Below are 12,722 nucleotides of genomic sequence, written 5' to 3' on the forward strand. Positions count from 1 at the left end.
CCCTATAACAAATGAGGGGGTTAATAAAATGGAAGAAGCACCCACAAGTAATAATGGAATGAGTACATCTAATAAGATAAACCTTTCAGGTCTTGGTATTGGAGCAATTGTACTAACCACTGTTTATACGGCGGTTTTGGCTTCACAGTTAATGGCTACCAAGCATAAAGTCGATTACCTTTATTACAAAGAATTAACACAAAATAAATAGCTAATTATAGACGGTGCGTTTTCACCGTCTTTTATTTATATAAAACAGAATTTGAACTAACCTGCTCCGTTAGCTTAAGTACATTTCTTCACGATGTATTAAACAATATGGCCCTTATATGCGATATTGGCGCTATTCCTTATTAGGGAATAGCGCCCGTTAACGGAACAAGCATATATCTAAAATAAAACACTTGTTGCCTATCAGATTATTATTTCAATACAGCCTTGAATGCGTAATTTTCCGGATTCAAATGAATCAAGTTCAGGTTTGAAACAGTTATTTTACAATGAATTCTCCATGTCATTGGAAGGAATTCGGTGATCAAGCGGCGGATCAGAACCCGTTTTAACGGCTTCCCACTCAATGATGAACAACAATCCAGCCGGATATGGCCCAGATCACTTTCAACATAGTGAATGTTTTCAAGTTGCACTTTCGCCGCATTTTCCTTCAACATCCTTAGCATTTTCGGTTCAATATCCACCGCAAAAACTTCCTGTACCTGTTTAGCCATGGGAATCGTGAAAAACCCAGTGTCTGCTACCAAGGTCGCCAACCGTGTCATTTTTATCTAATTCCAAATACCGGATTATTTTCCTCCGGTGGTTTTTTCTGCGATCGACACTCATAAGCTTATCTGCTCTTTCTTTCTAGGTTAAAGCGTTTATCAGTCATTGTTATCTCCTTCCCCTCAACACATCTGCAGGAGAATTACCGACTTTTCACAAGCAGGTTTACTGCTTCCTTAATAAGATCTTCCGAACTTTCACCGGAGTCCTTCGCCTCACGAATGCACGCTTCCAGATTTCTGCTAACAACCAATGCTGCTGTACGGTCAAGCGCATTTCTGGCAGCAGTCATCTGGTTCACTACATCACGACATTCTTTCCCTTCATCCATTGCTTTCAATAATCCCCTGACTTGACCTTCAATACGTTTCATTCGATTTTTCATCTGATCATCATAATCCATTGGACGGCACCCCTTTTCTCTATTGAATCTGGTATTTGTATTGTACATAAACCAGTTTTATACATTCATTTCCTTTACTCTATTATACATGATGGGGTATTAAAATTCACAAAAAAAGATGAAATTTTTTCGTAATTAGATATTATTTTGTCTTATCTATACAAACAATCAGTCGTTCCTCTATATCAGCTGCAAACTTTTGTAATGAAGCATCATGAACCATTTCAATTAATGCTGTTGGCTTTGGCATGCCGATTTTAACCTTGTTTGTTTCAATATCCTGGTACACAACCATTTTACATGGGAGAAAATAACCTATAAGCTGATTTTGAGATAATACATTATTCGCCTCTTTTGGATTACAAACTTCCAAAACCTGATAGGCTTGTTCAAAATCAAACCCTTTATTGTTTAACGTTTCTTTAACATCAAATTGCCAAAGCACACCGAATTTTTCTTCCTTTAGGTTTTCCTCCAGTGCATGAATCGCTTTCTCCATTGATTTTTCCGTTTCAACTGTATAATGAAACATAACCTTAAACAACTCCCTTTTTATAAAAAGTTACCTGCCATAAACAGATAAAATTATATTTGGTAATTTTTATCCAACGTTTAATATTAACCCATACGACGGAATGTTAAACTTCTTCATTATCAATCATCATACCCAGGCATTCATTCCGCCTTTAACATTAGATATTTTTTCAAAACCTTGTTTCTTAAGCATTTTGGCTGCCTTTGCGCTTCGCATACCGCTTTGACAAATAACGACTACTTCTTTATTTTTATCCAATTCTCCGGTACGTTTTGATAAATGGGCTAATGGCACATTTGCAAATTTCTTCTGATGATTGGCTTTATACTCACCCGGTGTTCTTACATCAACGAACTGTACATCTTTTTCCGCAAACTTATCTTTTGCTTCTTTTGCGGTTATATTCGAAACTCCTTTTGTCGGAAGAAAAAAGTTCACCACAAATGCAATTATAATAATGAAAAAAATCCATTGTAAAATTTCCATCCAACTCCCTCCTAATCCATTAGGTAACTGGTTATCCTAGAAAAAATCCGACCATATTTTAACAGCTGTTGCCAGAATCAGAACGGCAAGAATGCCTTGTAATACTCTCGTATTTACTCGCTTACCGGCATTTGCACCAAGCGGAGATGCAATCAGACTAGCAATAATCATGATCACAGCCGGAATAAGTAACACCTGGCCCGTCATTATTTTACCTGCCGTTGAACCAACGGCTGAAAGAAATGTAATGGCAAGTGAAGATGCAATCGTCACACGTGTCGGTATCTTCAGCACAAGCAGCATAATTGGAACCAATAAAAATGCGCCTGCCGCACCTACAATTCCGGCCCCAATACCGGTTACAAATGCAAAAAATGCAGCCAGCCACTTGTTGAATGTAACCTGGTCAAGCGGGGTATCGTCGATCCCTTTTTTAGGAACAAACATCATAACGGCTGCGATGGTAGCCATTACACCATACACAAAATTGATGCCGCCATCCGTCATGAACTGGGAACCATAACCACCAATAAAGCTTCCAAGCAGGATACTTATCCCCATATAAATAATCAGTGTTTTATTTAGGTATCCACCTTTCCGGTATGCCCATACCCCGCCAATTGTAGCAAACAAAACCTGAACGGCACTAATGCCGGAAACTTCATGCGCTGTAAACGCTGATAGTCCTAATAAAGGCGGAATGTATAGCAGCATCGGATATTTAACAATGGAACCACCGATACCAACCATCCCGGATAGGAATGAACCACCAAATCCAATTAAAAACAGGACTAATATGAACATTAAACTGTATTCCATAGCCATACTCCTTTCATAAAAAGAAAAGACCCCTGAATAAGGGGCCCCTCGTTAGGATTTCTTAATCCAGAACTTCAGTACGTCATTTTCTTCAGTTTGATCCACCAGCTCGTGACCACCTGAATTAGTCCAAGCTGTTAAATCACTTTTTGCACCTTTGTCTGTCGCATGAACTTCCAGAATTTCACCCGATTCAATTTCTTCGATTGCCTTTTTCGTTTTTACTACCGGCATAGGACATGCCATTCCTTTTGCATCTAATACTTTTACTGCTTCCATCATAAGTTCCTCCTTGTAATTTTTTAATCACCGTGCTGTTTCTGGACCCATCCATTCAGTTAAATGTATTAACCGTGTACTGCACAGCGATTCGGGCCAATCTCCATTTCGCGCTGTTTTTCAGCTTCCGGGTTCATTTTACCCATATTGGTCTGACGAATATTATCGTGCTCGTTTGGCTGCGGCGGCAGGTTCTCCGTTACCATTTTCCGGAAATCCTGTGCATCTTCCACCTGCAGACCTGAATTACGCTGATACAAATCACCAAGCCGTGCCTTGACACTTCCGTCATTTCCAAGTTCATCCACAAATGAATAGTGAGCGGGCAATACAATCAGATCGTCAGACAGTTCTTTATAACGGCTGTATAACGTTTCCCGCAAATCTCCGACCCAATCTTCAGCCTTTCCAGCCAAATCAGGGCGGCCAATCGATTTCACAAATAGAATATCTCCGGTCAGCAGGTATTTGTTATCAATCATCAACGATGTGCTTCCAATTGTGTGTCCCGGTGAATAGATTGGCTGTACCTGAATAGTTGTGTTGCCGACAGTAATATCTGTTCCTTCTTCCAATGATGCATAATCAAATGTTACTTCTTCCGCATCTTTATCCGGTAAATGATACGTGCCTCCGGTATTTTCAGCGAGTTGACGTCCACCCGAAATATGGTCAGCGTGAAGATGCGTATCAATCGTATGCTCAATCGATACACCTTTTTCTTCAGCAAAACGTTCATAAATACCTGTCATACGATTAGCATCAACAACCGCTGCTTTTTTGTCGGAAACGACCATATATGACAAGCAGCCTTTTCCAAGACGTACAAACTGGTATAGACTTCCACCGTCATTCAAGTCTGCTATTTTGACAGGCTCCAAATGTTCACTCCAGGCTTTCATGCCACCTTCCAAGTCATAAGCATGTGTAAAACCTTCTTCTTCTAAAAGGTCTCTCACCATTTTTGATGAGCCCCCCTTGGCACAAACCACAATTATTTCCTGATCTTTATTAACGTTATCCGCTATAGCGTCAACGCCATCGAGCAGATTGAAATAAGGTTCATTGATTATTTCAACGCTGTCCCCTTCGATCTTCCAATCATCAAACTCATCCGTATTCCGAACATCCAGGATGAGAGTCTCCTCACGGTTGACAACCCGTTTTGCGAGTTCATCAGTCGTAATACTTTTTGTCATACAATTAGCCTCCTACTGTTTAAAATGTCAGTGAAATATCAGCATCTTTGGCAAATTCAATGAATGAAGCTGCCCCGCCGACTTCAATTCCTTCCACAAAATCGTCTTTTTCCAGATTCATAACATCCATTGTCATTTGACATCCAATCATTTTGACACCCATTTCCTGAGCCATTTCCAACAACTCACTGATGGATGGAACGTTCGTTTTTTCAAAGCCTTCTTTGAAGTGCTCTTTCCCTTCCGGCATCGCCAGGTTTTTGTGAGCCTCCTTATGAATCAGGTTGAGTCCTTCAAATGTGAAGAATATCCCTACCTCTTTATCCGATGCGGCGGCTGCTGTTGCAATGTTAAATACTTTATAGGCATCGAACATACCACCATTTGCTGCTATTATTGCTACGCGTGTGTTATTGTTTTCCATTGTTTATTCCTCCTTCAATTATTTTGTGGATTTCTCCGTTGGGCCATCCCATTCAGCCATGCCCGGCACCACATTTTTTACGATTTTGAAACCTTTTTGTGACAGCTTTTGGGCTGCAAGGTCGCTTCGGCTCCCCGTACGGCAAATAACATGAATCTCTTTGTCAGTATTTATTTCATCCATTCGGTTTTCCAATTCCCCAAGCGGAACATTGATTGCGCCCGGAATATGATTAAATGCATATTCTGCTTGTTCACGAACATCAAGAATCGTTACATCTTCAAGTCCATCGACTTTATTCCGCAACACCTGTAAATCAATCACATCATCATAGTTTGCTTCATTTTTCACTTCATCATCACTTGCTTTGCGCAAATAATGCTTCAGCACGTCATCTTCTTCAACAGTGCCCAAGTACTGGTGACCTGTACTTTCCGCCCAGGCCTTAATATCGGCTGTGGATCCTTTATCGGTTGCCTGTACTTCCATAACCTGCCCAGGAGCCAAATCAGAAATAGCCTTTTTTGTTTTGACAATTGGCATTGGACAAGCAAGTCCCTTTGCATCCACTGTTTCATTTGCTGTAATTCCCATGAATCAATGCCTCCTTTAATTTATTTCTCCACTTTCTCTGTCCAGGCGAGCATACCGCCATCAACATTTGTTACATCAAATCCCTGGTTCATAAGAATTTCACATGCTTTACTACTACGGCCGCCCGAACGGCAAACCATATAATAGTGTTTGTTTTTATCTATTTCATTGATTCGATCCGAAATCTCACCAAGCGGAATGTGTTTCGCACCCGTTATTTTCCCTTGTGCCACCTCATCATCCTCGCGTACATCAATAACATTTACATCACTTTTGTTTTTGATTCTTTCTTCCAGTTTGTTCGTCTTTACTGATTTCAATTGAATTTACCTCCTTGATAGTGTTATTTAACAGATCCTTAAATCAACCCCCTTTTACCAATATGGGTAGGGGTATTAAATTATTCTAAATAAATAGACTGATATTGCCTTCTTCTGCTTCTCCAACATAAGCAGCCACACCGCCGTATTCAATTTCATCCAGAAGTTCTTTTTTTTGAAGGCCGAGCAAATCCATTGTCATGGTACACGCAATCAGTTTAACATCCTGTTCCTGAGCCATATCCACCAATTGGGGAAGAGGCATAGCATTGTGCTTTTTCATAACACGTTTAATCATTTTTGGTCCCATTCCCAAATAATTCATTTTGGATATGCCCATTTTATCTGTACCACGCGGCATGAGTTTTCCAAACATTTTTTCGAGAAAATTCTTTTTTACCGGAACCTGACTATCTTTCCGGAGCGCATTTAATCCCCAGAATGTGTGAAATATAGTCACCTCATGGTCATAGGCTGCCGCGCCGTTTGCGATAATATATGCAGCCATTGCTTTATCATAATCACCACTGAACAAAACAATTGTTGTTTTCTTTTTGTCCTGCATTGATTAATTTTCAACTCCTTTTATTTACGAATACCCGTATGGGTATTATATACCGTTTAATAATAGGGTTCGCATTTTTGCTGAACCCCTTTAAAAACATTACATGTTACACTATATACCCTGCCAGGTATTTTGTCAAGCGCATATCCCATTTTTTTGTGATAACCAATGCTACTTGATTTTTTGCACCTTCTTTCCTTTCTTCCGTTGATGTCAGATTAACCGCTAATATTTCCACATCCTTATTTTTATAGAGCTTTTGAAAATCAGGTATTTCTGCTCTGCAAGAGGGACACCATGTAACCCAAAAATTGACGATAACACGTTCACCCCGGTAATTTCACAAGCGCACTATTTTTCCTTCGAGCGTCTTTAATTTAAAGTCCGGAGCAATTTGTCCTACTGAAACCCCCACCTTATCTATCTCTTTGACATCATCCTTTTCACCGGCAGGCGGTGGTGAGGTGATTTCGCCTCCACTTGAACCGGTTTTTTCTTATGATTCATAGTAAAGTATGAATATGAAAACTTGATGAAAATAATAAAACGGTGCTCTAACCTATTTGAAAAAGTTAAGTTTTAGACAAAAGATCAGGCAACGACCAGATCCACCCCCGGTCGAAACCTGACTTTTAATGACATGCAATCAATTTTTTTGATCAGCATTCTCAAGTTTGCACGTCTAATAAAACTGATTTAATTTTCCTCAGCAGCCATTGCCTCTGCCTTTGTACGATGAACAGTGCCAAACGGATGTTCAGGCGGGGCATAGATTGTGTAAAGTTTAAGCGGTGTACGACCCGTATTAATCAGATTGTGCCATACGCCTGCAGGTACCATAATTGCATAATCATCAAAAACTCTATCCTGAAAATATAAACTTTCTTTCCTATCTCCCATTTGAACGACTCCTTGGCCTGCTTCAACACGTAAAAATTGATCCACATCAGGATGTACTTCTAAACCTATATCTTCCCCGACTCCAATACTCATCAATGTAACCTGTAAGTTATCCCCGGTCCATATGGCTGTACGAAAAGTACTGTTTTGCTTGGCAGCCTGATCTATATTCAGAACAAATGGCTCTTTTCCATGATCCTGCAGCATGGGCCCCGTATAGCTGCGGGGGTCTGCGTATGGCCAATGTTGGTTTGCATAAAATTCATTTGCTGCCCCCCAGCTATATGGTACCCTGCCACAATTACAAATTGAAGGGTAGGAATAAGGATATTCATACTGAGACATATTCTTCAATCCTTTCTTGTGATTATATATTACAATATCATAATATGTCCCAAGTTTGTTTTCAGTTACTTTTGTATCTCTCTCGAAAAAACAATAATGTCTCAGTCTCTCGTGTGTTCCTGCAACCATTCAATTACCACGGGGGATAAAAGTTTCCAAAGCATGCACCTGCACGTTTAACAGCTCTGCCTTTTGCTGTATGGACTGCTTATGATAAGGCACTTCCGGCGGGAATGTCAGACTGCCGAGAAGAATACCCCCTATTTGCCTTGCAAGAAGGTTTGTATCAGGTTTATTTTCAAATCCGGCAAAGTGTATATCCAATCCTTTTTTTAATCCATTAAAAATAATAACGGGAAAATTAATTTCGTCAGCTAAATGTCCCATAAAACTTTCAGCAAGCAGTGTCTTTGCAAGCATATGGTTTTTTGACAAAGCTGTAAATCGATCATCCAGAATGCGTTTAAAAAATTCCTTTGTTCCCGGTTCTTCCGCGAACTTCATGACTTTGGCATGAAATTCATTCTCCAGTGCTTTTTTCACCACAGTCTCAAAGAGCTTCTGCTTCGTAGAAAATTTGCGGTAAAGTGTTACTTCGGCCACCTCGGCTTCCTTAGCGATTTCCTGAGTGGTGGACTGTAGGAACCCTTTTGAAATGAATACCTTGATTGCTGCATTCAAAATTTGATCCGTTTTATCTCGCATACCTATTTCACCCCGTTACAAATTCTGTTCCCTTATCACTTTTTGTACGCACAAATCGGTCAAGGATTACCAATATTGTGGGCAGTACAATGATCGTACTCAAAAGGGCAAAGGAAATATTCACTAATATCATCATACCAAAATTGCTTAAAATCACGAAATCAGATATAAGCAAAGCACTGAATCCGCCAATTGTTGTGAAGGCTGAAGCAAATATAGCTTTACCTATTTTTTCATTGGCTGTTAAGATTGCTTCCCGGCTTTTGAAACCTTTTTTGCGTTCCTCGTAAAACCGCTCCATTATAAGGATCGTAAACTCTGTTCCAATACCGATAATCAGTGCGCCAAGTGTTGCTGTTAAAGGAGTGTAATCAATATTAAACAAGTACATAACCCCGCCTGACCAGCCAACTATAAACACAATTGGCAGCAGGGGAATGAAAGCCTTTATCGGGTGCCGGTAAATCAGTAATAAGACAAGAAAAACAAGACCCATGCCCAACAGGGTCATTTTATATCTGCCTGTCGTTAGTGCTGTTACCATTTCCACATCTACAACCGCTTTACCAGTTATTGTCGCACTGATATCATCTGGCTTATTACCTGCAACATATTCTTTTGTTTCCGTGATAAAAGTCTGCAGTTGCTCTGCTTCCAGGTGCTTGATACCAACATTTATAACAGATTTGTTTCTTTCTTCGTTTATAAATAGTTTTAACTGTTCTTCCGGCATGTCTTCAATAATGTCAGCTGTTTTTTTCTGATTCGGCATTTCACCTTCATTCATTTTCTTTAAAAGTGCTGACAAGGAATTGGTGTCAACTATAACGGATGGGAATTCCTGTTCAAGGGAATTAGTCATTTCTTCCGACCATTTCAATGTTTTTTCATCAAGCACATTGTCTGTGCCGTACATGATGGAAACTTGATCGGTTGTACCCAGAATATCACGCAGTTTGTGGATATCCTCCAGTTCCTGCGTATCCTGAGGCATAAAAGTTTCCACATCTGTTTCAACACCTGTATACATATCTCCCCAGATCCCGGAAGCTGCTGTAACAATTGCTAAAAAAAGGATTAGCCATCTGAGTTTAATGATTGAATTAGTGATTTTTCTAAAACCGGTGTTCACCTTTGACTCCCCGGTATTTATCTTTACATTCTCTGTCGTCGATTTTGTGAAAAAATAATCACGTGTAAATAGTATTGGAATCAGGATAAACAAACCAACGATAAAACTGATTAGCATACCAATGGTAAGCATTTTTCCAAAGTCTTGTATCATTGGTACCGGTGAAGTATACAAGGATAAAAAACCTACTGCTGTTGCCAAAAGAGCGGTAAGAACAGCAGGCGCCATCTTTGTTACAGTTTTTTTGACGCCTTCAGTGCTTCTGTTTTTCATCATTTAGTGTTTCCCCCCTTTCATTTCTTCTGTATACCTGGCCTGAAATTGAATAGCATAGTCAATGCCGAGGCCAATCAAAATCGGGAAAACCGCCATTGAAACCATTGTGATCGGCACACTGATCCATCCCATTAATCCCACTGTTCCAATTACAGCAATCAAGATTATCACAAGTGGCAGAATGCGCCATTTCACCCGAAACACAAGTCCAAGCACGATAATCATGAATAAAATCGAAAGACCCATCATTTTTTGCATACTATTTTTCATCTCTGTCCGGATGGAATCATCCAAAACCGGCTTTCCCGACACCATTGTGTCTATTCCTTCAATCGGGTTCTCTTCCATATAATCCTTTACAAAAGCAACTGCTTTACTTTTATTGGTGTCTGTAGCATCACCCGTAAACTTGACCATGAAAGTCATATATTGTCCATCAATAAGCATGTCATCAAATATGCTGCGAAGTGATCCGTCATCTTCATAAATCATTTTTTCAAGTGTCTTCAGTTTTTTCGGGATGACAGGGGACATGCTGTCAGAAAAAGCAATCATTTCCCTAAGATTTTCACTCATGGAAACAAGGTTTTCTCCCATTTTTGCCAGTCCGCCCGCAAGTTCTTGCAGATCTTTTTGCTGTTGACCCTGTCGCTCGCTTATTTCGTGCAACTGACTCTGCTGATTCTTCAAACCTTTGTCCAGACCTTGCAGACCATTAATGGTGTTTCCCGATACATTCGGAAGCCCAGCGCTTTTCACGGATGCATCAATCATTTTATCTCCCATCGCATTAAGCTTCACACCAAAATGTTTGAACTTTGCAGCCTGTTTATGTCCGGCAGGGCCCTCAGCATTGTTCTCCATTTGTATTGCGGATTGCTGCAGTTTCATTGCAACATCTTTTAGCTGGCTTCCCATGTTGGAATAGCCATCCAGCAATTCACCTGAACCCCGCTCAAGTTTTTTCTGACCTTCGACCATCCTGCCGATGAGCTTTTCCATTTCGGAAATTTTTGATTCGAAATCCGGCAATGACTGTCCGGTGGCATTTTCTTTGATGTTTACACTGATTTCTTGAAGTTTTTCACCCATGCCGTTCATCCCATCAGCCATTTCTGTCAGGCCTTCTTTATATTTTTCCGCCTTTTTTTTCGATATGTTTTCGACTGCCGTATGAGGACCGACAATTGTATAAATACCATCTTGACTGCTCAGCTGGCTTTCAAGATTTTCCATTTGGTGCAATGTTTCAGGTGTCAATAGGCTGGACTTATTATCAGCTTCATACAGCACAATTATCGATTCACCACCAAACTCTTGTTCCAATGTTTGGTTATTCTGATAAACCTCGGTATCCTCCTCAATAAGTGTGTTGTTGCCCGTTGCCAATTCCACCTGCTGTGCTCCGACGGCGAACAATAAAATAACGACTATCGTAATTGTCAACACTCTGATTGGATACTTCACGATTCCGTTCGCAATAAATTTTAGTATCCTCATTTGTCATCCCCCCTGTAAGTAAAAACACAGATCACAATGTAAGTTATCACTTACTTACATTATCGTTTTATTTATTGTTTGTCAAATAAATTATTTACGCTTAAACAAAAGAAAAGTTTACTCATTAATATTTTCGGGAGAGGTTGTATGGGATGGTTAAGAAAGCTGTTAACTATGAGGAATGCAAAGGACTCCATGTGAAACTAATATGTAAAACAATTCAGACTGGGTTAGCACAACTATTTTTGTATTTTACTATTGCTTTTTCAGTTTCAATTTTGGGCAACAATTAAAAAGCGCCTCAAAATCGGGGCCACTTTCAAATGGGGTTTTATTAACCCTCTATAATATGAGCTTCTCTTTGGTCAACCTGCGCTTCATTAACCAGATAACAAGTATCGCAAATTTCATAAGGATCCAGAACTAATTATTCAATTAACTGGCCCGATTCTGGAATAATCATCACAGTTTTTTTACCCAAAAACACCCTTTAAGATAATCATATCTCAAAGGGGAAAATCTTCGCAACTTCATTTTAAATTGATTTTTAAAAAAGAATTATCATGGATCAAATCAAATTTGCTAATCAGTTGGTTCATGTTAAATCCTTGTGCAAAAAATAAGAAAGAGAATGACGAATGGAATTCCTAGCACCCACATCCAAAATTCAGGTGAGTTGACCATGTTTAAATAAAATTCAGTGTGCATAAACCACTGAAAGAGAGACAAAAACACAATACCACAAAAAACTGAAAAAGCAATAAACAAAAATATAAGCAACATTGCGAATAACGTTTTCTTAACTGTATGAACAAAAGTAATCATTAAGAATATCCTCTTTCAGCAAAAGCCCCATACAGTTTGCGCCCCAATATATCTAGTGCTTCTCTTTTCATTTTGTAGTATTTCTTTCTTCCAATATATAATTGGGGATAAATAACTTCATCACTATATCTTGAACCATCATTTCGTTTTCGCAAATACTTTAATTCAATCAATTCTTGTTCAATTGGACTTAATGACTGAATGGCTGAATCCAATTTTTCCAGCCATTCTGATGCTTGCATTGCTTTTATGGCATACATTTCCGTCTTACTCTTTTTGAAATTGCTAGATCCATGAGGCATATCCGATATGGAAGAAACAATGCTAGGTACTTGCGTTTCGTTTGCCATGGCTTTTACTTTAAAATACCGGTTTAGCCAGTTTTTTTCCGCATGTTCAATATAGAAATTCTGTTCATCCTTTAAAATGTCTTCAATTTCCTCTTGCGTGAATATGTTCTCAACATCCGAGCTGAATTGCATGAAGCGATTCACCCTTTCTGACATCTTAGATATTGATTTCAACCCTGGTTTTCTTCAATTGGCAGGGTGATGCTTAGCCAATGAATGCATGACCCATGCTATCCGTTGAAAATAAATTGAGGCGTGATCCAAATCATCTTGTTGGATAGC

16 protein-coding genes and 2 pseudogenes are annotated in these 12,722 nt (G+C 39.4%); 1 reads left to right on the top strand and 17 read right to left on the bottom strand.

Features of this window, described 5'->3' with window-relative positions; translation table 11 throughout:
- Positions 1 to 211, top strand: a 211-nt coding sequence (locus VK080_RS03920; protein WP_324223476.1) for a hypothetical protein, incomplete at its 5' end; no start/stop codon positions are given.
- 211 nt (positions 212 to 422) lie between these two features.
- Here the strand turns inward: VK080_RS03920 and VK080_RS03925 are convergent.
- From VK080_RS03925 to VK080_RS04005, 17 genes and pseudogenes are all read right to left on the bottom strand, one after another.
- On the bottom strand, positions 423 to 779 hold the full coding sequence (locus tag VK080_RS03925) for a class I SAM-dependent methyltransferase (RefSeq protein WP_010652049.1): 357 nt from the start codon (positions 777 to 779) through the stop codon (positions 423 to 425).
- A 146-nt stretch (positions 780 to 925) separates the two neighbouring features.
- Positions 926 to 1,186 (bottom strand): metal-sensitive transcriptional regulator, encoded by a 261-nt coding sequence (locus tag VK080_RS03930; protein WP_010652050.1) that lies wholly within the window; start codon positions 1,184 to 1,186, stop codon positions 926 to 928.
- Positions 1,187 to 1,328: 142 nt separating this feature from the next.
- Positions 1,329 to 1,718, bottom strand: a complete 390-nt coding sequence (locus VK080_RS03935) for a DUF302 domain-containing protein (RefSeq protein ID WP_010652051.1) — start codon at positions 1,716 to 1,718, stop codon at positions 1,329 to 1,331.
- Positions 1,719 to 1,847: 129 nt separating this feature from the next.
- Positions 1,848 to 2,207 (bottom strand): rhodanese-like domain-containing protein, encoded by a 360-nt coding sequence (locus VK080_RS03940; RefSeq protein WP_010652052.1) that lies wholly within the window; start codon positions 2,205 to 2,207, stop codon positions 1,848 to 1,850.
- Positions 2,208 to 2,243: 36 nt separating this feature from the next.
- Entirely contained in the window at positions 2,244 to 3,026 is a 783-nt protein-coding gene (locus VK080_RS03945; protein WP_010652053.1) for a sulfite exporter TauE/SafE family protein, read from the bottom strand.
- Positions 3,027 to 3,077: 51 nt separating this feature from the next.
- On the bottom strand, positions 3,078 to 3,305 hold the full coding sequence (locus VK080_RS03950; RefSeq protein ID WP_010652054.1) for a sulfurtransferase TusA family protein: 228 nt from the start codon (positions 3,303 to 3,305) through the stop codon (positions 3,078 to 3,080).
- 68 nt (positions 3,306 to 3,373) lie between these two features.
- Positions 3,374 to 4,504, bottom strand: coding sequence for an MBL fold metallo-hydrolase (locus VK080_RS03955; protein ID WP_010652055.1), 1,131 nt, complete (start codon positions 4,502 to 4,504; stop codon positions 3,374 to 3,376).
- A 19-nt stretch (positions 4,505 to 4,523) separates the two neighbouring features.
- Complete coding sequence (locus tag VK080_RS03960) at positions 4,524 to 4,928, bottom strand: DsrE/DsrF/DrsH-like family protein (RefSeq protein ID WP_010652056.1); 405 nt, start codon at positions 4,926 to 4,928, stop codon at positions 4,524 to 4,526.
- Positions 4,929 to 4,946: 18 nt separating this feature from the next.
- Complete coding sequence (locus VK080_RS03965; RefSeq protein WP_200411713.1) at positions 4,947 to 5,522, bottom strand: sulfurtransferase TusA family protein; 576 nt, start codon at positions 5,520 to 5,522, stop codon at positions 4,947 to 4,949.
- Positions 5,523 to 5,542: 20 nt separating this feature from the next.
- Complete coding sequence (locus tag VK080_RS03970) at positions 5,543 to 5,842, bottom strand: rhodanese-like domain-containing protein (protein ID WP_010652058.1); 300 nt, start codon at positions 5,840 to 5,842, stop codon at positions 5,543 to 5,545.
- Between the two features lie 85 nt (positions 5,843 to 5,927).
- Complete coding sequence (locus tag VK080_RS03975) at positions 5,928 to 6,407, bottom strand: DsrE/DsrF/DrsH-like family protein (RefSeq protein ID WP_089060883.1); 480 nt, start codon at positions 6,405 to 6,407, stop codon at positions 5,928 to 5,930.
- Between the two features lie 106 nt (positions 6,408 to 6,513).
- Positions 6,514 to 6,732, bottom strand: a pseudogene (locus VK080_RS03980) (TlpA disulfide reductase family protein); the annotation flags it as partial.
- A 371-nt stretch (positions 6,733 to 7,103) separates the two neighbouring features.
- Positions 7,104 to 7,652 carry a cupin domain-containing protein gene (locus tag VK080_RS03985; RefSeq protein WP_044477091.1) on the bottom strand — a complete coding sequence of 183 codons (549 nt, stop codon included), beginning with the start codon at positions 7,650 to 7,652 and terminating at the stop codon, positions 7,104 to 7,106.
- A gap of 129 nt (positions 7,653 to 7,781) precedes the next feature.
- Positions 7,782 to 8,357, bottom strand: coding sequence for a TetR/AcrR family transcriptional regulator (locus VK080_RS03990; RefSeq protein WP_010652061.1), 576 nt, complete (start codon positions 8,355 to 8,357; stop codon positions 7,782 to 7,784).
- 7 nt (positions 8,358 to 8,364) lie between these two features.
- Entirely contained in the window at positions 8,365 to 9,387 is a 1,023-nt protein-coding gene (locus VK080_RS03995) for an efflux RND transporter permease subunit (protein ID WP_308437241.1), read from the bottom strand.
- 189 nt (positions 9,388 to 9,576) lie between these two features.
- A pseudogene (locus tag VK080_RS04000) lies at positions 9,577 to 11,265 on the bottom strand (MMPL family transporter); the annotation flags it as partial.
- Between the two features lie 824 nt (positions 11,266 to 12,089).
- A complete protein-coding gene (locus VK080_RS04005) occupies positions 12,090 to 12,572 on the bottom strand; it encodes an ArpU family phage packaging/lysis transcriptional regulator (protein ID WP_324223477.1) in 483 nt (160 codons plus the stop codon).
- Between the last annotated feature and the right edge of the window lie 150 nt (positions 12,573 to 12,722).

Origin of the sequence: Lentibacillus sp. (genome assembly GCF_035301925.1) — a bacterium.
Classification (GTDB): Bacteria; Bacillota; Bacilli; order Bacillales; family Amphibacillaceae; genus Lentibacillus.

Coding starts and splice junctions, on each gene's coding strand:
- VK080_RS03930 (WP_010652050.1), bottom strand. CDS start 1,186: ATGGATTATGATGATCAGATGAAAAATCGAATGAAACGTATTGAAGGT.
- VK080_RS03975 (WP_089060883.1), bottom strand. CDS start 6,407: ATGCAGGACAAAAAGAAAACAACAATTGTTTTGTTCAGTGGTGATTAT.
- VK080_RS03985 (WP_044477091.1), bottom strand. CDS start 7,652: ATGTCTCAGTATGAATATCCTTATTCCTACCCTTCAATTTGTAATTGT.
- VK080_RS03950 (WP_010652054.1), bottom strand. CDS start 3,305: ATGGAAGCAGTAAAAGTATTAGATGCAAAAGGAATGGCATGTCCTATG.
- VK080_RS04005 (WP_324223477.1), bottom strand. CDS start 12,572: ATGCAATTCAGCTCGGATGTTGAGAACATATTCACGCAAGAGGAAATT.
- VK080_RS03960 (WP_010652056.1), bottom strand. CDS start 4,928: ATGGAAAACAATAACACACGCGTAGCAATAATAGCAGCAAATGGTGGT.
- VK080_RS03925 (WP_010652049.1), bottom strand. CDS start 779: ATGACACGGTTGGCGACCTTGGTAGCAGACACTGGGTTTTTCACGATT.
- VK080_RS03990 (WP_010652061.1), bottom strand. CDS start 8,357: ATGCGAGATAAAACGGATCAAATTTTGAATGCAGCAATCAAGGTATTC.
- VK080_RS03995 (WP_308437241.1), bottom strand. CDS start 9,387: ATGTATACAGGTGTTGAAACAGATGTGGAAACTTTTATGCCTCAGGAT.
- VK080_RS03935 (WP_010652051.1), bottom strand. CDS start 1,718: ATGTTTCATTATACAGTTGAAACGGAAAAATCAATGGAGAAAGCGATT.
- VK080_RS03955 (WP_010652055.1), bottom strand. CDS start 4,504: ATGACAAAAAGTATTACGACTGATGAACTCGCAAAACGGGTTGTCAAC.
- VK080_RS03965 (WP_200411713.1), bottom strand. CDS start 5,522: ATGGGAATTACAGCAAATGAAACAGTGGATGCAAAGGGACTTGCTTGT.
- VK080_RS03940 (WP_010652052.1), bottom strand. CDS start 2,207: ATGGAAATTTTACAATGGATTTTTTTCATTATTATAATTGCATTTGTG.
- VK080_RS03945 (WP_010652053.1), bottom strand. CDS start 3,026: ATGGAATACAGTTTAATGTTCATATTAGTCCTGTTTTTAATTGGATTT.